The sequence below is a fragment of the Collinsella aerofaciens genome (assembly GCF_025289055.1).
In the GTDB taxonomy this organism is placed as follows: domain Bacteria; phylum Actinomycetota; class Coriobacteriia; order Coriobacteriales; family Coriobacteriaceae; genus Collinsella.
In genome coordinates this window covers 13,053-33,242 of sequence record NZ_JAESIQ010000010.1, presented here as the reverse complement: position 1 = coordinate 33,242, position 20,190 = coordinate 13,053, and the positions used below count along the sequence as shown (strand labels likewise).

Here is a 20,190-nt window from a genome sequence, read left to right as displayed (position 1 = left end):
GGTATGACGGACTCTTTTGAGCAGATTTCCGCACATAACGAGGAGCTGGCGCGTGATATTGTCGAGCGCGCGAGCGCTCGGGGCGTGACGGTTTCGACGGCTGAGTCGCTGACGGCGGGTATGATCGCCTCGACGATTGCCGATATCCCGGGTGCGTCGGCGGTGCTGCGCGGCGGTGCGGTGACCTATTGCGATGAGATTAAGCATCGCGTTCTTGGTGTTGAGCAGGAGACGCTCGACCGCTATACCGCGGTGTCGCATCAGACTGCGCGTGAGATGGCGGTGGGTTCGCTGGAGCTGTACCAGAGCGATATTGCAGTGAGCGCAACGGGTTATGCCGGCCCCAGCGGTGGCACTGAGGACGATCCGGCTGGCACTTTCTATATTGGCTGGGCGTATCGTTCCGCCGATGGGGGCGTGCCGGTCGTGGACTCTGTGCGTTGCCACTATGAGGGCGACCGTTCGTGTGTTCGTGCCCATGCGGTCGCGGAGGCACTGGGTCGCATTGTCTGCGTGCTCGATTCTATGGAATAGACGTGTTTTAAGGGGCCTCCGGGCCCCTTAATTGTGGAGATAGGGACCTCTGACAAATTTAGCGTTTGTGCTGGTTATAGATGTATTCTCGCCTTCTTTGCTCTTATTTGGCCCTTTGTGGTCAAGCATTTGGTCAGTGTTTGGTCGGCGTTTGGTTTGGTTTTGGAAAGACTGCCTGCATATGATTGGCCTGAACGGTTGACCACGAACAGCCGTTCGTTTATTATCGATGCAGGTTGTTAAGAGGAGGGCTATTCATGGCCAAGAATTCAGGTCCCGTACGTACCGTTCATGCTCGCACGACGGGTAAAGAGCGCGATGAGATGATCGCCACCACCAAGGCCGAGATCGAGAAGAAATTCGGCCAGGGTTCCATCATGAGGTACGGCGATGGTGGCCCCGAGCTCGAGGTCGAGGCCATTCCCACGGGCGCCCTGGCCCTCGATGCCGCGCTGGGTATCGGCGGCGTGCCGCGCGGCCGTATCGTCGAGATTTACGGTCCTGAGTCCTCCGGTAAGACGACGCTTTCGCTCGAGATCCTGGCCGAGGCCCAGGCAATGGGTGGCGTTGTGGCATTTATCGATGCCGAGCATGCGCTCGATCCCACGTATGCCGCACGCATCGGCGTGGATATCGACGAGGTGCTCATTTCCCAGCCCGATACGGGTGAGCAGGCGCTCGAGATCGTTGACATGCTCGTGCGTTCCGGCGCCATCGATGCCATCGTCGTTGACTCCGTCGCTGCGCTGACCCCGCGTGCCGAGATCGAGGGAGAAATCGGCGACACTACGGTCGGTCTTCAGGCTCGCCTGATGAGCCAGGCGCTCCGCAAGCTCGCCGGCTCGCTGTCCAAGTCCAACACGACGTGCATCTTCATTAACCAGCTGCGTGAGAAGATCGGCGTCATGTTCGGCAACCCCGAGACCACGACGGGCGGCCGCGCCCTTAAGTTCTTCTCTTCGGTGCGTATCGACATTCGCCGCATCGACAGCATTAAGCTTAAGGACGAGGTTATCGGTAACCGCGTGCGCGCCAAGGTCGTTAAGAACAAGGTGGCAGCTCCGTTCCGTTCTGCTGAGTTCGACATCATGTACGGTACGGGCATCTCTAAGGAGGGCTCGATTCTGGACATGGCTGTCGAGTGCGGCATTTGCAAGAAGATGGGCTCCTGGTTTGCCTATGGCGAGGATAAGCTCGGCAACGGTCGCGAGGCCGCCAAGGCGTTCCTGCGCGAACACCCCGATTGTGCCGACGAGATTGAGCATAAGGTCCGCCTTGCCTGTGGACTTGAGTTTGATGACGATGCTCCGTCCGAGGTCGAGCTGACCGATCAGCCTGCGCCTGAGGAGTTTGACGAGCTTTACGCCATCGATGGTTCCGCCATGCTCGATGATGACGACGAGTAGCGGTTACGCTCATGTCGTATACGGTGACCGAGGCCACGGTCGTCTTTCCCGATAAGAAGGCGGTCTCCTCGTTCTCGAGCGGGTATGCGTCCAAAAAGCCTTGCGCACATATCGATTGTGAGCTTGAGGGCGGTTTTGAGCGGTCCATTTGGATTCCCGTGCGGGTCGCGCGGCTGTATGTCAAAAACCGCCCCGATCTTCCCTGTGATTGGGACAACTTCCGTGAGGCGGTGCAGCTCATTGAGCGTAAATGTGCACTTACCATGGTGACCGAGATGTTATCGCGCCGCGACCATGCGACGGGTGAGGTCCGTGACAAGCTGGCTCGCTACGGCTTTCACCAGCCTGCGATCGATTTCGCCGTCGAGCGCGCCACCGAGTATCGTTTTTTAGACGAGAGCCGCTTTTGCTCGTACTTTATCGAGGAGCGCAAGCGGCGCGGTTGGGGACAGCGCAAAATCGAGACCGAGCTCAAGCGCCGTCATGTCGTGCTCGATGACATTCCCGGTTATCCCGAGGATTATTTTGCCGTCGAAGACGATTTGGCGCGTGCGTCAGCCCTGCTCGCCAAGCGGCGTGTTCCAGAGACGCGCGCATTCGAAAAACTGGTTCGGTTTTTGATGGGCAAGGGCTTCTCGTATCACGTCGCCGCCGATGCCGTTAAGGCACGTCTCGATGCCGAACGCGAGGAATGTGCGGTTTAGGCGTATGCGTTTTGTGGCCCTGCCGTTCACCGTGTTTTAGCCGCCGTGCCGGGGCCATTTATTTGACAGTTGTTGTGGTTCAACGTACGATAAACACTGTCATTTGCTTTGTGATATGTGCTCATCTGTGATGAGTTTGTTTATATGTTTATCTGTATCCGACCCGCATAAGCTGCGCCCATATTACTCAAATGTCGCGAGCCGTTCGTAAGGACGGTTCGCTTTGTTGTGTAACGAATCCATAAAAAGGAGTGAGCATGCCTATCATCGCAGCGCTCGTTGGCATCGTTTTGGGTGCCATCGCCGCCATTGCCTACATGCGCACCGCCAAGCAGGGTAGTCTTCACGAGGCCGACGAAAAGATCCAGTCGGCACACGCACAGGCTGAGTCCCTGATCGGTGATGCTAAGCGTCAGGCCGAGACCCTCAAAAAAGAGGCTCTGCTCGAGGCTAAAGAGGAGATCATCAAGAACAAGCAGGCCGCCGAGGCCGAGGACAAGCAGCGTAAGAGCGAGATTCGTACGCTCGAGAACCGTGTGATGCAGCGCGAGGAGTCCCTTGATCGCCGAAACGACGCTCTCGACAAGCGTGAGCACCAGCTGTCCAGCCAGGCCGGTCAGGTCGAGAAGCGCTCCCGCGAGCTTGAGGAGCTCTGCGCCAAGCAGACCTCCGAGCTCGAGCGTATCGCCGACCTGACCCGTGAGGACGCCCACAAGGAGCTCCTCGATAAGGTTCGCGGCGAGGTCACCCACGAGGCTGCCACGATCATTCGCGAGTCCGAGCAGCAGGTTCGCGCCGAGTGCCACAAGACCGCCCAGGAGATTCTGTCCCTGGCGATTCAGCGCTGCGCTGCCGACCACACAGCCGAGGTCACCGTTACCTCCGTGCACATTCCCTCTGATGACCTCAAGGGCCGTATCATCGGTCGCGAGGGTCGCAACATCCGGACCTTCGAGCAGGTTTCCGGCGTCAACCTCGTGATCGACGACACGCCTGAGACCGTCGTTCTTTCGAGCTTCGACCCGGTCCGTCGTGAGACCGCCCGTGTTGCCCTCGAGAACCTCATCGCCGACGGCCGCATTCACCCCGCCCGCATTGAGGAGATGTATCACAAGGCTGCCGACCTGGTTCAGCAGCGCGTGCGCGAGGCTGGCGAGCAGGCTGCCTTTGATACCGGTATCCACGACCTGCACCCCGAGATCGTCAAGACCCTTGGTGCCCTGCGCTACCGTACCTCGTTTGGTCAGAATGTGCTTCAGCACTCCCTCGAAGTCTCTGACCTGTGCGGCGTGATGGCTTCCGAGCTTGGCCTGGACGTTGTGACCGCTAAGCGCGCCGGCCTGCTGCACGACCTGGGCAAGGCAATCGACCACGACGTCGAGGGCCCGCATGCCGTCATCGGCGCCGAGCTTGCCCGCCGTTATGGCGAGAAGCCCGTTATCGTTCACGCTATCGAGGCTCACCATGCCGATGTCGACCCCAACACGGTGCTCGATGTCCTGGTACAGGCGGCCGATGCCGTCTCCGCCTCTCGCCCCGGTGCCCGTCGCGAGTCTGCCGAGAACTACATCAAGCGTCTTGAGAAGCTCGAGGAGATTGCCAACTCCCATGAAGGCGTCGAGCGTACCTATGCCATGCAGGCTGGTCGCGAGGTCCACGTCATGGTTCAGCCGGACAAGATCTCCGATGCCCAGTCCACGGTCCTGGCTCACGATATCGCCCATCAGATCGAGGAAGAGATGGAGTATCCCGGTCAGGTGCGCGTCGTCGTGATTCGCGAGAGCCGCGCTGTCGATATCGCTAAATAACATGAGCGACGCGAACGAGCTCATCTCATTTATCGCGTCGATGTCGGGGGAGGGCAACCTTCGCGTCGAGGAGAACCTTGGCGAGGGTTATGTCCGCCTCCGCGTTTCGGAGGCCGAGAGGCGCCAGGCAAAGCACGACATTCAGCATGTCGAGGATATCGTCATTGAAATGCTCCGTAATGCTCGCGATGCTGGCGCCGACAAAGTCTATCTCGCTACGACCAAGGAAGATGGCGTCCGCACGCTTGTCTTTCTGGATAACGGTTCGGGCGTTCCGCAGGATATGCAAGAGCGAATCTTCGATGCCCGCGTTACCTCCAAGCTCGAGAGCATGAAGATGGACCGTTGGGGCGTTCACGGTCGTGGCATGGCATTGTTTTCGATCAAGCAGAACACCGACGAGGCCCGTGTGGTCACGTCCGGTGTCGATCTTGGCTCGGCCTTTAAGGTGAGCGTTGCGGCCGACCGCCTCAGCGAGCGTGCCGATCAGTCCAGCTGGCCCCAGGCCGTCAAGGATGAGGATGGACGTTATGTCTGTGCTCGCGGTCCGCATAATATTATTCGCGCTGCTTGTGAGTTTGCGCTCGAGGAGTTGCGTGGTTGCGATGTCTATCTTGGTTCTCCGTCTGAGATTGCCGCGACCCTTTATGCTCAGGCGTCAAGTCGGCTCGATACGTCGCGTCTCCTGTTCATTGATGACGAGAGCGAGCTTCCGGTTGTCGATCGTTTAGGCCTTGCCTCTGATGCCGAGGACTTTATCCGTATCTGCTCGGGTTTGGGTCTTGAGATGTCCGAGCGCACGGCACATCGCATTTTGGCAGGGCAGATTAAGCCCGTTCGCGGTGTGACCGCGCGTCTGCTGCGCGAGCGTGATTCGTCCTCGCATGCGCCGGCTCCTGTCGATCTCGCGAAGGATCGTCGCGGGCTACGTATTGCCAAGGATGACATGGCACAGTTTTCGCGTGCTGTGGAGCGGGACTTCAATGACCTTGCCGCCAGGTACTATCTCAACCTTTGCGGCGACCCAAAGATTCGTGTTTCGCGTGATCGAATCACTGTGACCTTCGATCTTGCCAAAGAGGAATAGCATCTTTACCGTGTCCTCTCGGTACGATACAGTTATTGCAGTTAAAACGTACTTTTAAACGCAGGAGTTTCTTCATGGATTGCCTGAAGGTATCAAGCAAATCATCGCCCGCGTCCGTTGCCGGCGCCATCGCCGGCATGGTCAAGGATGGTGTACCCGTCAACATCCAGTGTGTCGGCGCCGGTGCTGTCAACCAGGCCATTAAGGCCGTTGCCATCGCGCGCGGTTTTTTGATCCCAACCGGTTTTGATATTTCCTGCGCGCCCGTGTTCTCCGACATCCTCATTAACGGGGAGTCGCGCACGGCCATCCGCCTTTCTATCTACGTTCACCAGATCAATCGAGCTGCTATGGATAACGTCGTCATGGATGATGTTAAGCCTGTGGCATAGCTTCTGCTTGCCTCGTTTCGCTCCCCAACGTTAGGACTTATGCACATGGATCAGCGTTCCGTACGCGATATTCTTGCCGGTAAAACCTACTTTATCCGCACCTTTGGCTGCCAGATGAATCAGCACGACTCCGAGCGCGTGAGCGGTCTGCTTGATTCGTATGGCTGTCTCATGGCGCTCGATCCCTCGCATGCCGATATCGTTGTCTTCATGACATGCTGTGTGCGTGAGGCCGCCGATACTCGCCTGTACGGTCAGTGCAATTCCTGCAAAAGCCTGCCGCCTTCGCCTTCGGGCAAGCGCGTGGTTGCCGTGGGCGGCTGCATTGCGCAGCGTGATGGCGAGGGCCTGCTCACCAACGTCGATAACGTCAATGTCATCTTTGGCACGCATTCTATCGCACATGTGGCCGAGCTCATTGCCGAGGCGTTCCTTGACGGCAAGCGTCATATCCGCACCAATGAGCATGAGGATACGGATGCCATGAGCATGCCGTGGCATCGCGAGACCCAGTATCACGCCTGGGTGCCCATCATGACGGGCTGCAATAATTTCTGCACCTATTGCATCGTGCCGTACGTGCGCGGTCGCGAAAAGAGCCGCCCCTTCGAGGAGATTGTCGACGAGGTGACTGGTTTGGTGCGCCAGGGCGTGCGTGAGATTACGCTGCTAGGCCAAAACGTTAACTCATATGGTCGCGATCTGTTTGGCAAGCCGCGTTTTGCCGATCTGCTGCGTGCCGTGGGCGATACGGGTGTGGAGCGCATCTTCTTTACGTCTTCGCATCCCAAGGACCTGTTGCCTGAGACCATCGACGCTATGGCCGAGACGCCTGCCGTTATGCCGCAGCTGCACTTGGCCGTCCAGTCAGGTTCGACGCGGATCCTCAAAGAGATGAATCGCCGTTATACACGCGAGGACTATTTGGGCCTGGTCGATCGCATTCGCAACCGTATGCCCGATATCGCGCTCTCGACCGACATTATCGTCGGCTTCCCAGGCGAGACTGAAGAAGATTTTGAGCAGACGCTCTCGCTTGCCGAGACGGTCCGCTATGCCCAGGCCTATACCTTCATCTATTCCAAGCGCGCCGGTACCCCGGCCGCAGAGATTGACGATCCTACGCCGCATGAGGTTATTCTCGAGCGTTTCAACCGCCTGGTTAAGGTTATCGAGACTACGGCGCACGAGTATAACCAGGGTGAGCTTCATACTGTGGTGCCGGCGCTCATTGAGGGAACGAGTAAAAAGAACGACGCGGTCCTGCTGGGCAAGAGTCCTAAGAATCAGACCGTGCATGCGCCTATTCCCGAGGGTTACAGTATAGATCAGCTTGTTGGCAAGATCGTTGATGTTGACGTTGACGTTGCCAAGACCTGGTATTTGTCCGGCTCCGTTGTGGGCGAGCCGCGCTAATGGTTTCTCCCGGGGCAGGTCTTTCCGCCGTTGCGATCGTCGGTCCGACGGCGGTTGGTAAGAGTGATGTTGCCGACCGTTTGGCCGCTCGTCTTTCGTCCGAAGTGCTGTCGTGCGATGCGATGCAAATCTATCGCGGCATGGACATCGGTACCGCAAAGATGACGCCCGATGAGTGTACGGCGCCGCTGCGTCTCGTCGACATTGTAGATCCGGGTGTGGCATATTCTGCTGCGCTTTATCAGGCTGACGCTCGCGCACATGTTGAACGTCTCCTTGGTTCGGGTTGTCTGCCGGTTTTTTGCGGAGGTACGGGGCTGTATCTCAAGGCCGCCCTCGATGAGATGGACTTTCCCTCGGGTGAACTTGAGGACGATCGCCGTGTGGGCTATCAGGAGCTTGCCGAGCGTATTGGCGAGGAAGAACTGCATGCCCTGCTTGCTGAGCGCGACCCAGAATCGGCTGCTGTTATTCATCCCCATAACGTGCGCCGTGTGATTCGTGCGCTCGAGATGCATGATGATGGTATCTCCTATGCAAGGCAAAAAAGTCAGTTTAGTGTTCCGCGCGAGCATTATCATGCTCTATGGTTTGGTCTGACGCGTAATCGCGAGGTGCTCTACGAGCGCATTAACCTGCGTGTCGATCTGATGTTTGAACAGGGTCTTGTCGATGAGGTTCGCGGTCTTATGGAACAGGGGCTGGGAGATGCCCTGACTTCGATGCAGGCAATTGGCTATAAAGAGATCATTGATGCTTTCAATGGCGTGATTTCTATGGATGAGGCTCGCGAACTCATCAAGATGCGTTCGCGTCGCTATGCCAAACGTCAGCTTTCGTGGTTTAAGCGCGATGACCGTATCGTGTGGTTTGATATGGACGAGTTTACGATCGATGAGGTCGTTGAGGACATCCTGCATCGTATTGAGGCTGCCTAATGGCCCGTTTCCCCCTTGTTCCCACGGCACCCGAGCCCGAGCGTGCCATATTAGTTGGTGTTGAGTGGCGCGACAATGAATGGCCGCTCGATCGCTCGCTTGATGAGCTGGAGCGTCTTGCCCACACGGCTGGTGCCCAGTGCGTGGCACGCTTGTCACAGCGTTTGGTAAAGCCGTATCCTAAATCGTTTATCGGTTCCGGTAAGGTTGAAGAGCTGTGCGGCCTGGTGCATCGCATGGATGCCGATGTCGTTATTTTTGACGACGACCTGACGCCCTCGCAGCAATCCTATTTGGAGAAAGCCGTGGGCGAGCCGGTAAAGATTATCGATCGTACGGCACTGATCTTGGATATTTTTGGCCTGCATGCTCAGACGCGTGAGGGACGCCTACAGGTACAGCTGGCACAGCTTCAATATCTGTTGCCTCGTCTGCGTGGCATGTGGAGCCATCTCGCCAAGGAACAGACGCGCGGCGGCATCGGCTCACGCTTTGGTCAGGGTGAAAGCCAGCTCGAGGTCGACCGTCGCCTTATTCGTAATAAGATCGCTGCGCTTCGTCGTGAGCTCAAGCAGGTTGAACAGCGTCGCGATGTTCAATCCAAGAGCCGCATTGAGTCACCGGCGTTTCGCGTCGCGTTAGCCGGTTATACCAATGCCGGTAAATCGACGTTGCTCAATCGTCTGACCGGCTCTACGGTACTTTCGCAGGACAAGCTGTTTGCTACGCTCGACCCGACGACGCGCTCGTATCGTCTTCCCGGCGGTCGCGGCATGACCATTACCGATACGGTCGGCTTTATTCAAAAGCTGCCGCATGGTCTCGTTGATGCCTTTAAGTCCACGCTGTCTGAGGTTCTTGGTGCCGATCTGATCCTTAAAGTTGTGGATGCCTCTGACGAGGACTATGAGCGCCAGCTCGAGGCAGTCGATCGCGTTCTTGACGAGATCGGTGCCGGCGAGCGTTTGACGCTTACGGTGTTTAATAAAATCGATCTTCTCGATAGCGTTGATCGATTGAGTTTCCGTCGTCGCTATCCCGAGGCCGTGCTGTTCTCGGCCCAGACGGGCGAGGGACTCGACGATCTCGTCGACCGTATTGCTCGTGAGGCGGCTGCTACCGATGTGTTGCTCTCTGCTGATATCCCGTATCGCGAGGGCGCCCTCATCACGCTGGTGCATGAGCAGGGAACCCTTTTGCATGAGGAATATCTTGAGGACGGCGTTCGCATTGTGGCGAAGCTGCCGGCCCGTATCGCGCCGCGGCTCGAGCGTTATCGCACCGAGTAGACGAGCTCCAAAATGCCCAGAATGATGGGTTGATGCAGCAGATAAAAGGGGAGTGCATGACGTCCAAGGCTGGCGAGCTCCGGGACGGGATTGGCGTAGGCCCAGCTTGGGGCGGTCTTATCGATTCCCTGCGCTATATGTGCGGCGAAGTATCCTGCAAGATACATAAAGATAAACGGGATGATGGGGTAGTAATCACCTGAGACAAACCCAGGGCTTGGAAATCCCAGCCACGCCAGGTAGGGGACAGGGTAGATCGTTTTGGGGATGCTCCAGGTGAGGGCAAACAACACAAGGCATAGGGACATGCCCCATCTCGCCGATATCTTCTTAAGGACGGGGTCGGTCAACGCCACGATGCCGGTACATGCGGCCATGCAGTAGATGATGCCAAAATTAACCGAATCGTCGACTGAGACAAGTGTTGTTGCCAGCCAGACGACGAGTGCTGCTAAGGCGTATTTGGCGGCACGTTTGATATTGTTGCGCGAAAGGGTGCACATCCAACCCGCGATAAACAAAAATACCCAGCTGATGCTGGCGCGCCAGATGTCTTGAAAGACGGTCTGGGTAAACCAGGGCATATCCCAGTCGTACAGGTAGGCGAGATCGTAGCAAGCGTGAAAACCTGCCATTGAAATCATCGTAAACCCGCGGACGGTATCAAAGATGGTGATGCGTTTTTGCATTACGAGAACCGGCGCATCAAGCCGACGACTTTGCCCAAGATAACGGGATTCGTTGCATAGATAGGCTCCATGGTGTCATTCTCGGGCTGCAGGCGTACGCGTCCCTGCTCCTTGTAGAACGTCTTGACGGTCGCTGAACCATCAATCATGGCCACGACAATTTCGCCGTTCATGGCACTCTTTTGTTCACGGACAATGATGTAATCGCCATTGAAGATGCCGACATTGATCATTGAGCTCCCATGCACCTCAAGGATAAAGGAACCCTGATCGGTGGCGATTTCGGTCGGGATAGTAAAAGTGTCTTCGATATTCTGCTCGGCCAGAATGGGAATCCCAGCCGCGACGCGACCAACGAGCGGTAGCGAGACCGTTCCGCGAGGTGCGGTGGGCTCGTCAGATTTAGAAATTGAGACAGAGGAACCGTCCTCGTTAAAGAGTTCCAGGGCGCGCGGTTTGGTGGCATCGCGCTTGAGTAGCCCGCGCGCCTCCAGAGCAGATAGATGGGCGTGCACGGTGCTGGGGGAGGATAGGCCCACGGCAGAAGCCATCTCGCGTACGCTGGGCGGATAACCCTTCTCCTGCTGATATTCCTTGATGAAGTCGTAAATTTGCTGCTGGCGCTTGGTAATTTTGCGAGCCATCAGGGCATCCTCTCTACCCATGTCAAACAAATGTTCGAATTTTGCTTGACAGGAACAACTGTTCGAAGATAATAATAACCGAACATTCGTTCTCGCGCTAGACATTTTTGTCCGCGCGGCTTGATAAAACTGTTCTCAGCAAAACACGCGAGAGGAGAACATGATGAACGCAACGAATATGGTCCAGGGAAACCTCGCCCTTAAGCTCGAGACGCCTACCGCGCCCGCTTTTACTGTTGTCAAGGGTGGACGTTCCGGTTATCAGCCTTTGCCCGTAAAGTCTGCTCGCACTCAGTATGCTGTTGCCGCGCCGACTCCCGCTGCCCTGAAGGTCTCGACGATTGTTGCCGTCGCCGTTGCGCTCACGCTCTTTTTTGTCCTCGCTACGTCGGTCTTTAGCGCTCGTCACGCCGCGTATGCCGAGTCCGTTTCCAACGTTACCTACGAGACCATTCGCGTTCAGCCTGGTGATTCTCTTTGGTCGCTTGCCGAGGAATATCCAATCGAAGGCCTTTCCACGCAAGAGACTTCCGACATGATCCGTAACGTCAATCATCTGGAGCATGGTTCGCTCGCCGCCGGTGCGCATCTTAAGGTTCCTGCTCGTTCGTAATCATTATCGCGCTGCGCATGGTACCCTTGTTATCGTTTAAGAGGAGGTACCATGCGCTGTCCTAAATGCGGCAAGGCACATACCCGCGTCGTTGATTCCCGTATGCAGGAGTCAAATAACACCATTAAGCGCCGTCGCGAATGTTGCTCGTGTAATTACCGCTTTACAACGTTCGAGCGATGCGAAGACCCAATCGAGGTCATTAAGTCGGACGGAACCAAGCAGCGGTTCGATCGCAATAAGCTGCTCGTCGGCTTGATGCGCGCCACCATCAAGCGCGATATCGACACTAAGAAGCTCAATGAGATTATCGACGACATCGAGGTGGAGCTGCGCTCTCGCACGCTGACGGCCGTCACGTCCCATGAGTTGGGTGACATGGTGCTCAAACGCTTGGCCAAGATCGACAAGGTGGCGTACATCCGCTTTGCCTCGGTCTACCGCGATTTCAAAGACGTCGATGAGTTTCTGCAAGAGCTCGACAAGCTAAGGTGATTCCATGTCCAACATTACCCTCAACATAAAGCGTCTCGATCCCACCGTCGAGCTTCCCAAATACGCCCATCCCACCGATGCCGGCTTGGATCTGCGCTCCAACGAGGACTGCGTCCTGAAGCCTTTCGAACGTCGTCTGGTCTCTACTGGGCTGGCTATCGCACTGCCCGATGGCTACGCCGGCTTCGTCCAGCCCCGCAGCGGTCTCGCCATCAAGCAGGGCCTGTCTATAGTCAACACACCGGGCCTCATCGACGCCCACTACCGAGGAGAACTCAAGGTTATCCTCATCAACCTGGATCCCTCCAACAACATCCAAATCAACAAAGGCGACCGCATAGCCCAACTCGTCATCCAAGAAGTCCCCACGGTTAACCTCGTAGAAGTAGAAGAACTAGACGAAACCGACCGAGGCAACGGAGGCTTCGGCTCCAGCGGCGTCGCCTAGGGGCGCTCATATCCCTCCCTCCCGCCTCTCACACATATCATTCCATGCTCAAACATTCTCGCTTCGCTTCGCTCGCTGCGAAACTGCGCGTGGAACGATATGTGTGAGAGGCGGGCGGGTGGCTACTCGCTTGAAACAATATTTACTTTTCTAGTAAGCCGATGCGACAAAGGGGCTGTCCCTTTGTAGCATCGGCTTACTGTATTTATATTTTCCTGTTTTACCTTTGCAGGTTCTAATGGAGGGGATACCGAAGTAGCTGCTAGTAAGTAAACGCAGCCGCTCTGCCGGAGCCGCCCTTATATCGTTCCACGCGCAGTTTCGCAGCGAAGCGATAATGTTTGAGCATGGAATGATATAAGGGCGGCTCCGGCAGAGCGGCGGACATTCGACTAGCGGATATGCGCGGGTTTTCCGCCCCAGTAGAAGCGGCAGAAGGCTCGTTTGCGCTTTTGGGGTTTGCCTACGAGCTCCATGGTTGCGATAGCGATGTCCTCCGCTGCGTGGGGGCGGCGTAGTACTTCGCCGTTGATGAGTAGGGCTTTGAGTGATTCGGGATGGTCGTGCAGGTGGCGCAGGGTTACGATGAGCTCTCGTGCCGTGGTGACGTGCATGCTGGCGCCCATGCCGGTAAGCATGGTGGTGTTGGCCTTTTCCTGGCCATAGGACTTGCCCAGCAGGATCATCGGCAGATGAGCACACAGGCACTCGGTGACGGTGAGTCCGCCCGATTTGAGGATTGCCAGGTCGCAGCCGTGCATGAGGGCCGCCATGTCATCTACGTAGTCCAGTACCGTCACGTTGTCGAGCTTCATGGCGTCGAAGAGCGTCTTGAGTCGGGTGGCGTATTCCTTATCCTTGCCCGGTAAAAAGACAAAGTGCATGTCCTCAAAGCTGCGTAAGAAGGGGAGCGTGTGGTCCATCGCGGCACGGAAACGCACGTATGGTTGGGGCAAACTGGCGCCGGCCATCACCAATACGACGGTTTTGTCTATGGGGAGATTGAACTTGCTGAGCTCATCTTCTCGTTTGTAATCTGAATCGAAACCGGCTCGGATGGGGATGCCCGTTATGCGGATCCTTGACTCGGGAACTTTGCGCGGGCGCAGCGTTTCGGCCATAAACTCGTTGGCCACGCAGAACAGGTCGGTGTCCTTGTGGGGCCAAAAGCCTTCGACTTCATAGTCTGTTGGTACGCAGATGACCGGGTAATCGATACCCGTGATGACGCGGGCGCCCACGGCAACATTGGCTGCTGTGATGTGCGTTGCGACCACGGCTATAGGCCTGCGGCGACGAATATATTCGTTGAAGGCGGGGAACATAATTCGCGACCATGCCGTGCCGCCACCCCAGAGAAGATGTCCCGTAAGCGTATATCGCCAGGTCAGGTCGTAAATGGGACGCGTGGCGCCGGTAAACGACGCTGCTGTTTTATTACCATCGAACCTAATGCGTCCAAAATCGAGGATATCCAGGACTTCGATCTCAATATCCTCAGGGATTCCCTTGGTGCCGCGGATAAGGTCAAATGCTTGTGCAATCGCGTTGGCGGCGGCTTTGTGGCCCGATCCAACCGATGCGTGCACAATGGTTACTAGGGGTTTTTGTGCAGGTGAAACGGTCATTTGCTCCGGTTGGGGAGTAGCTTGCATGGGCAGGGGAGCGCTATTGCCCGTCTGCGTTTGATCCATCGATAACTCCCCTTCAGCTTTGTTACGCGATTTAACATTGTAGTGCATGAGTGTCATGTTCACGTAAATTTGGGTATGAGCGCAAAGAACGACAACGTTTCGACGAGAGGATTCTTCATGACTACCGATCAGCCGATTGATGTTGCGATTATCGGTGGAGGCCCCGCGGGCTATGCTGCCGCCATTTACGCTGCGCGTGCCAACCTGATGACGACCGTTATTGAGCAGGGCATGTCGGGTGGTCAGATCGCCACGACCAATGAAGTCGAGAACTATCCGGGCATTCCGCTCTTGAGTGGTGCCGAACTCGGCGAGCGTTTTCAGCAGCATGCAGAGGGCCTGGGAGCGCAGGTCGCATGGAGCATGGTTACGGGTATCGATTACGATGCCGATGCAGCGCTGTTTACGGTGCATCACGACATGGGCGATACGCTGGCCTCGAGCGTTATCGCTTGCATGGGTGCCACCCCGCGTCCGGCAGGTTTCGCTGGCGAGGATACCTATCGCGGTCGTGGCGTTTCATATTGCGCAACATGTGACGGCATGTTCTTCCGCGGCAAACAGGTCTTTGTAATCGGTGGTGGCAATTCGGCATGCGAAGAGGCATTGTTCCTGTCAGACATTGCCAGCAGTGTGACCATCGTGCTGCGCCGCGACCAGTTCCGTGCGCCCGATGGTGTTGTTCAGAAAGTACTCGAAAAGGACAATATTACAGTTAGGTACCAAACTAGTATTGTGGAGCTCTCGGGCGAAGCCATGCCAACGACGATCGCCTTTAAGGACAATTCATCCGGGGAAATTCATACCGAGTCATTTGAGCCCGGCTCTTTCGGCATCTTTGTCTATACCGGGACGCAACCCCATACCGAACTTGTCGAGCATCTAGTCGATCTGGCGCCTGATGGCGGCATTCTGACTGATGAATCCATGGCGACCCGCACGCCAGGTCTATTTGCCGCTGGCGATATCCGTTCCAAGCGTTTGCGCCAGGTTGTGACCGCGGTTTCTGACGGAGCCATAGCGGCAACCAGCGCATACGCATTTCTCCGTAGATAAGTACGATAATATATCTTATGTAAGGTTGCTATCTTTAAAACAAAGTGGTTGGACGGTGCATCAATGTGCTGTCCAGCCTCTTTTACTTTCCTGCTATATAGTATGCAAAACTAGATAACCTAGAATACAATATAGCTAATGAACGGAGGATCCTTATGAACCACGCCAAACGCGTTATCCCGATGTCCGGTTCGTCGGTCAGCATTAAGCCTGAGGATATTCAGCCCACTGTGCTGCCCGATGCATTTATTCAGTCCGATATCGTGCGCAAACTCAATACGTTGAGTCTGCCGCGCTATGACCAGTTGCCCAATGTGACACTCTACCGCGACCAGGTTATTGAGTATGTTGCGCTTTGGATGGAGCCGCTGTCCATTTGCGTTGAGCAGCCTATCATTACGCCATCGATGATCAATAACTACGTGAAGGTCGGCCTGGTGCCTGCTCCGGTCAAAAAGCAGTATGGTCGCGAGCAGATTGCCCGCCTGATCGCTATCTGCATCTTTAAGCAGGTGCTACCTATTGCTGCGGTGCAGGCGCTCTTTAACATTCAGCGTTTGAGCTACGATGCCCCGACGGCCTTCGACTATGTGGTCGATCAGCTCGAGGCATCGATTCGTTCGGCGTTTTCTGTCGAGCAGACGCCGGTTCCCGATACGGCGCATCAGGTAACGCGTGAGTCGCTGCTTGTGCGCAGCGCGGTTTCATCCTTTGTTTCGAAAGCGTACCTGATGAGCTATCTCAAGTTCAACGGGTTTAATAGCTAGCCGACGTATAAAACGGGCGGGACAAAGAGCCATCTGTCGCTTTGTCCCGCCCGTATTTTGCTGGTTGGACTTTATTTGCCCGAAGCTACGCCCATGCCATAGCCGATGATGAGGCCGTGCATCTCGGCGTAATAGGAATCCAGGCCATTGCAGGGCATAATGATGGTCTTGGAGTCGGGCCAATGCTCAATAATGCGATCGGCCAGCGCCTGGGCGCTCGATACGTTTTCCACATGGTCGATGACGACCTCACCGCCCGTAAAGCCCTCGGCTTCCATGGTGTCGATGATCTTGTTGAGCATCTTCTTTTCGCCACGCGTGTGCCCGACGAGTTCGATTTTACCGGCCTCACTCGCCGTGCCCAAAATGCGGATATTGAGCTTGTTGGCAATGACGCCGGCTGCCTTAGGGATACGTCCGGCTTTGGCGAGGTTTTCGTAATTGCACAAACTGAAGAGGATTTTGCTGTTCTGTTCAAGACTATCGAAGTATGCGCAAGCATCCTCGAATGAGACATCCGGGTTGCTTGCAAGATAGCGGTCGAACAGCAGGAAAATGAGGTCCATTTTGCCGCCAGCTGCGCGTGAATTGACTAGATGAATCTGTCGGTCCGGTTCCTCGGCAAGAACCATATCGCGAGCCGTGGCTGCCGCGTTGTAGCTGCCCGACACGCCCTCAGAGATCGGCATGCAGATGGTCTTGTCTGCCAATTTGAAGAGCTCGGCCCACTCCCCTACGCTGGGACAAGCGCTCGAAGAAGCGTTCGTCTCCGCCTGAACAGCGCAGTTGAGCTCATGAACATCAAGCGAAAGGTCATCGACGAATTCACGCTCCCCCACTCGAATTTTGAGGGGCGCAAATGAAAAGGTGGTATGGGGCGCGGTCGGTTGCCAATCGCGGAGGTTGCAGCTTGAATCGGAGATAAGTGCCCAGCTCATAGAGGGTCCTTTCTAATTGTTCCCTAACAATTATAGCCATCTTGCAGACCGATTGGGTCGCTATCTAGTATTCAAAACTTGATAGCGACCTGCACGAAAGGTAAAAGAATGGACCCCATGACTCAAAGCCACGAGGTCCATATCCGTTTGCTTTATCTGAATACTTAGTAGCGCACGAAGATGTAGTTATTGTTCATGCCGGCGGCAACAGAGCTGATGATAACACCCGTGTTGTAGTCGGAAGCATGAATCATCTGACCACCACCGATGTAAATGCCGGTGTGGTACGAGTTGACCACAACGTCACCGGGCTGCGGATCGGACACACGCGTCCAGCCCATAAAGGTACCCGTGGTGCCCAGGCGGCAATAGCGACCAGTGAGGCAATAGCTAACAAAACCAGAGCAGTCGAAGCTGTTCGGGCCAATTCCGCCCCAGGAATAAGCGCAACCAAGCTTACTGTATGCACGCGATACAACAGAACCGCCGTCGACGGACTGGCTCGGAGCAGAAGGCGTCGGAGCCGGAGCAGGTGTGGAGGGCTGCGGCGTCGGAGCAGGTGCCGGCGTAGGAGCCGGAGTGTTGCCGCCCTGGTTGTTGTTATTGCTGGTCTGGCCACCGTTGTTGGTCTTCTCGGTCGTACCGGCAGTCTCGTTGCTCACCGTGGCCTTCTCGGCGGTGCTGGCGTTGATGCCGGCCTGCAGCGCGGCGTTGGCCTCGGCCTCTGCGGCAAGCTCGGCTTGCAGCTGCGAATCCAGGGAGTTTACGACGTTCTGGGCTTCAGCCTGCTGGGCGTTAAGCTCGTCAACCTTCTTTTGCGTGGTGGCGACGTTCTTCTCCTGCTCGGCCTGCTTATCGGTGAGCTGCTGCTTAAGCTCTTTGACCTCTTGAATGGTCTGAGCTTGCTTATCGGAAACTTTGCCGTAGTAGAACAAACGGTTGAGCATATCGCTCAGGTCATCGACACCCGTCAGAACCTGAAGCAGGCTCAGACCGCCGGTTTTGTACTCGCCGGCGACATAGGTCGAGAGTTTGGCCTGACCATCGGCGATCTCCTGCTGCTTTTGCGTGATCTCGCCAGCAGTCTGATCGAGTGCCTGCGTCTGCGTGGCGAGCTCATCGTAAATCTGCTGGGTTTGGGTACCGATCTGCTCGAGCTTCGTACGAGCAGCGGCAAGGTCGGATGCGGTATCGGCGTAGGCAGGAGCCGCGAGGCCCAAGCCCAAAACACAAGCGAGGGTTGCCGTAGCAGCGCAGCGTGCCATGTTTTTGTGCGTGTTTGCTGTGCGCATGTAGCTTCCTTTCCAGTAACTAAGGGTAACGGCTAGTCCACCGTCACCAGGCTAAAGAGCTCCACATCGTCATCAGACGGCGTGAGCTTCTCGCGCGGGTTGAGAAACGCAAGCTCAAGGATACAACCGTAACCGACAAGCTTTGCGCCCATATCTCGCACCAGTTTACCTGTTGCCTCGACGGTTCCGCCCGTCGCGACCAAGTCGTCCAGAATCAACACGGTATCTTTAGAGCTGATAGCGTCGGCATGGATCTCAATGGAATCCGTTCCGTACTCGAGCTCGTAGCTCTGGCTCACGGTCTCGCGCGGTAGCTTGCCCGGTTTACGTGCGGGAACAAAGCCGGCGCCAAGGGCTACAGCCACCGGTACGCCAACCATAAAGCCGCGAGCCTCGGGGCCCACGACCTTGGTGATTCCCATGCCGGCAAAGTGCTCGGCGAGGGAATCGGTCATGGCTTTGAGCGCCTCGGGATTGCCAAAGAGCGGCGTGATGTCTTTAAAGATGACTCCGGGCTCGGGATAGTCGGGGATGTCGACGATTTGAGATTCGAAGTCGTACATTGCATGACCTTTCAATGGGTTGCCGGATAAGCGGCAACTGTTATTTGCCCGCGGTGGCGGTGCCGGATTGCGAAGGGGTGACGACCTTGAGCGGCTTTACGAGGGAATCCTCGTGCGAAGCCGGCGCGCCTATCTCTTCGTTTTTGGCCTTGGTTGACTCGGAGCGAGTGATTTCCTCATCGAGTGCATCGATGTCGGCGTCCTCGACCACGGCGTTGAGCGACTCAAAAACGCGGTTCTTGAGCAGCGCGGTGTGCACGCCCTCCGTCAGGTCGTGAAGCTTCTTAAACGCACGCTCGAGCTTGGCGTCGCGCTCGTCATCGGAGGTATCCATTCCGAGCATGCTCACGAGCACCTGCTCAAACATCGAGGACTCGCGGTTGGCGGAAGACACGTACTGGCGCAGGTTGCGCGGCTCGATATGGAAGCGTGACAGCTCGGCGCAGTAACGGATAATCGGAAAATCGCGGCCATCGACGAGCTCACGATTCTGCGGACTCTTGATGATGCGAATGAGGTCGTTCTCGGCGAGCGAGCGGATAAACGAAATCTCGACGCCCAGCATATCGGGAATGGTCTCGATGGGATGCAGCTTTTGTTTAGTCTCCTTGGGCTCCGTCTTGAGCGGAACATCGGACAGCAAGCCCACCTCGTAGGCGAGCGTTGACAGGTCCGTGGCATTTTCCAAGCGCTGCTTAATCACGTTGAGCGGCATGTAGCGAGTCTTCTGCAAGTGCAGAATGACCTCTAGGCGATCAACGTCCTCCTTGGAGTACTGACGGTATCCCTTAGGCGTACGATGAGGGGTAATGAGCCCCTCATCCTCTAGAAATCTAATTTTTGAGTTCGAAAGATCGGGGTATGCGCCTCGAAGTAGGTTGACGACTTGGCCGATACTCAGATAGTTGCGTTCGGCCATGCCCTACTCACCGGTTTCGATGCGCTCCGGCGTGCTCTCGTGGTAGATGAGCGTAAACGTACCGATCTGGACGGAAGAACCGTCGTGCAGCGGGGCTGCATTGACGATGGCACCGTCGACCCAGGTGCCATTGAGCGAGCCCAGGTCCTCGATGCGAGCGCCGAGGCCCTCGCGAATAATGCGCGCATGGCTGCGCGATACGGTCATGTCATTGAGGAAGATACCGTTCGCAGGATCGCGGCCGATGGTGGTCACGTCGTCCTCGAGCTCAAAGGCGGCACCAGTCTGCGGACCCTTGACGATGGACAGAACGGGGGCGGTGATGCGCACGTTGGCCATGAGGTCGGGAACGGTGACGTCGCTTGAAGGCACGCGGAATACGCAGGTAGCGTCAGCAGTCTTATCATTCTGAGGCATATTGTTAACCATGTTGTCCATGACAACCCCTAACTTATCGCGGACGTGCCGCAAATAATGAACCGTACGTAATCATACCCC

General features: G+C 56.3%; 22 protein-coding genes. 14 read left to right on the top strand and 8 right to left on the bottom strand.

The genetic code is table 11. The annotated features are described in order from the left end of the window. The first annotated feature begins 3 nt into the window (after positions 1–3). The 9 genes from JMJ97_RS04275 (at position 4) to hflX (ending at position 9,574) form a co-directional block, all read left to right on the top strand. Positions 4–534 (top strand): CinA family protein, encoded by a 531-nt coding sequence (locus JMJ97_RS04275; RefSeq protein ID WP_260699288.1) that lies wholly within the window; start codon positions 4–6, stop codon positions 532–534. Between the two features lie 257 nt (positions 535–791). After that, positions 792–1,940, top strand: coding sequence for a recombinase RecA (gene recA, locus JMJ97_RS04270; protein ID WP_022094695.1), 1,149 nt, complete (start codon positions 792–794; stop codon positions 1,938–1,940). Positions 1,941–1,951: 11 nt separating this feature from the next. Then, the gene (locus JMJ97_RS04265) at positions 1,952–2,644 is read left to right on the top strand and encodes a regulatory protein RecX (RefSeq protein ID WP_260699287.1); all 693 of its coding nucleotides are present in this window, start codon (positions 1,952–1,954) and stop codon (positions 2,642–2,644) included. 257 nt (positions 2,645–2,901) lie between these two features. Beyond that, entirely contained in the window at positions 2,902–4,452 is a 1,551-nt protein-coding gene (gene rny, locus JMJ97_RS04260; RefSeq protein ID WP_117770339.1) for a ribonuclease Y, read from the top strand. A gap of 1 nt (position 4,453) precedes the next feature. Beyond that, complete coding sequence (locus JMJ97_RS04255) at positions 4,454–5,539, top strand: ATP-binding protein (protein ID WP_006235981.1); 1,086 nt, start codon at positions 4,454–4,456, stop codon at positions 5,537–5,539. 74 nt (positions 5,540–5,613) lie between these two features. Beyond that, complete coding sequence (locus JMJ97_RS04250) at positions 5,614–5,931, top strand: stage V sporulation protein S (RefSeq protein WP_006235982.1); 318 nt, start codon at positions 5,614–5,616, stop codon at positions 5,929–5,931. A gap of 45 nt (positions 5,932–5,976) precedes the next feature. Beyond that, entirely contained in the window at positions 5,977–7,347 is a 1,371-nt protein-coding gene (gene miaB / locus JMJ97_RS04245) for a tRNA (N6-isopentenyl adenosine(37)-C2)-methylthiotransferase MiaB (protein WP_260699286.1), read from the top strand. Beyond that, complete coding sequence (gene miaA / locus JMJ97_RS04240; protein ID WP_260699285.1) at positions 7,347–8,285, top strand: tRNA (adenosine(37)-N6)-dimethylallyltransferase MiaA; 939 nt, start codon at positions 7,347–7,349, stop codon at positions 8,283–8,285. Before miaB ends, miaA begins: the two co-directional genes overlap by 1 nt. After that, positions 8,285–9,574, top strand: a complete 1,290-nt coding sequence (gene hflX / locus JMJ97_RS04235) for a GTPase HflX (protein WP_260699284.1) — start codon at positions 8,285–8,287, stop codon at positions 9,572–9,574. Before miaA ends, hflX begins: the two co-directional genes overlap by 1 nt. Here hflX and JMJ97_RS04230 read toward each other — a convergent pair. Beyond that, on the bottom strand, positions 9,559–10,263 hold the full coding sequence (locus JMJ97_RS04230; protein WP_260699283.1) for a heparan-alpha-glucosaminide N-acetyltransferase: 705 nt from the start codon (positions 10,261–10,263) through the stop codon (positions 9,559–9,561). The genes hflX and JMJ97_RS04230 overlap by 16 nt on opposite strands. Continuing rightward, complete coding sequence (gene lexA, locus JMJ97_RS04225) at positions 10,263–10,907, bottom strand: transcriptional repressor LexA (protein ID WP_040359862.1); 645 nt, start codon at positions 10,905–10,907, stop codon at positions 10,263–10,265. The genes JMJ97_RS04230 and lexA overlap by 1 nt, the downstream gene beginning before the upstream one ends. A 163-nt stretch (positions 10,908–11,070) precedes the next feature. Between lexA and JMJ97_RS04220 the strand changes: the two genes are divergently transcribed. Genes JMJ97_RS04220 through dut form a run of 3 tightly spaced genes read left to right on the top strand, consistent with a single transcriptional unit; the run spans position 11,071 to position 12,463 of the window. Beyond that, the gene (locus tag JMJ97_RS04220) at positions 11,071–11,520 is read left to right on the top strand and encodes a LysM peptidoglycan-binding domain-containing protein (protein WP_260699282.1); all 450 of its coding nucleotides are present in this window, start codon (positions 11,071–11,073) and stop codon (positions 11,518–11,520) included. A gap of 51 nt (positions 11,521–11,571) precedes the next feature. After that, a complete protein-coding gene (gene nrdR, locus JMJ97_RS04215; RefSeq protein WP_022093781.1) occupies positions 11,572–12,015 on the top strand; it encodes a transcriptional regulator NrdR in 444 nt (147 codons plus the stop codon). Between the two features lie 4 nt (positions 12,016–12,019). After that, the gene (gene dut, locus JMJ97_RS04210) at positions 12,020–12,463 is read left to right on the top strand and encodes a dUTP diphosphatase (RefSeq protein ID WP_260699281.1); all 444 of its coding nucleotides are present in this window, start codon (positions 12,020–12,022) and stop codon (positions 12,461–12,463) included. Between the two features lie 392 nt (positions 12,464–12,855). Here the strand turns inward: dut and JMJ97_RS04205 are convergent, their stop codons facing one another. After that, positions 12,856–14,157: an MGDG synthase family glycosyltransferase gene (locus JMJ97_RS04205; protein WP_260699280.1), complete on the bottom strand. Its 1,302-nt coding sequence runs from the start codon at positions 14,155–14,157 to the stop codon at positions 12,856–12,858. 117 nt (positions 14,158–14,274) lie between these two features. Between JMJ97_RS04205 and JMJ97_RS04200 the strand changes: the two genes are divergently transcribed. Beyond that, positions 14,275–15,213: an NAD(P)/FAD-dependent oxidoreductase gene (locus JMJ97_RS04200; protein WP_260699279.1), complete on the top strand. Its 939-nt coding sequence runs from the start codon at positions 14,275–14,277 to the stop codon at positions 15,211–15,213. A 155-nt stretch (positions 15,214–15,368) separates the two neighbouring features. Next, entirely contained in the window at positions 15,369–15,980 is a 612-nt protein-coding gene (locus JMJ97_RS04195) for a DUF1836 domain-containing protein (protein ID WP_260699278.1), read from the top strand. Positions 15,981–16,051: 71 nt separating this feature from the next. On the opposite strand, the gene JMJ97_RS04190 is transcribed toward JMJ97_RS04195, so the two are convergent. The 5 genes from JMJ97_RS04190 to JMJ97_RS04170 form a co-directional block, all read right to left on the bottom strand. After that, positions 16,052–16,918 (bottom strand): DegV family protein, encoded by an 867-nt coding sequence (locus JMJ97_RS04190; protein WP_260699277.1) that lies wholly within the window; start codon positions 16,916–16,918, stop codon positions 16,052–16,054. 164 nt (positions 16,919–17,082) lie between these two features. Beyond that, positions 17,083–18,210 carry a coiled-coil domain-containing protein gene (locus tag JMJ97_RS04185; RefSeq protein WP_203572376.1) on the bottom strand — a complete coding sequence of 376 codons (1,128 nt, stop codon included), beginning with the start codon at positions 18,208–18,210 and terminating at the stop codon, positions 17,083–17,085. Between the two features lie 32 nt (positions 18,211–18,242). Beyond that, on the bottom strand, positions 18,243–18,773 hold the full coding sequence (locus JMJ97_RS04180; RefSeq protein ID WP_055309911.1) for an adenine phosphoribosyltransferase: 531 nt from the start codon (positions 18,771–18,773) through the stop codon (positions 18,243–18,245). Positions 18,774–18,813: 40 nt separating this feature from the next. After that, complete coding sequence (gene ftsR, locus JMJ97_RS04175; RefSeq protein ID WP_260699276.1) at positions 18,814–19,692, bottom strand: transcriptional regulator FtsR; 879 nt, start codon at positions 19,690–19,692, stop codon at positions 18,814–18,816. Positions 19,693–19,695: 3 nt separating this feature from the next. Next, positions 19,696–20,130 (bottom strand): FHA domain-containing protein, encoded by a 435-nt coding sequence (locus JMJ97_RS04170; RefSeq protein ID WP_006236002.1) that lies wholly within the window; start codon positions 20,128–20,130, stop codon positions 19,696–19,698. Positions 20,131–20,190 lie beyond the last annotated feature (60 nt).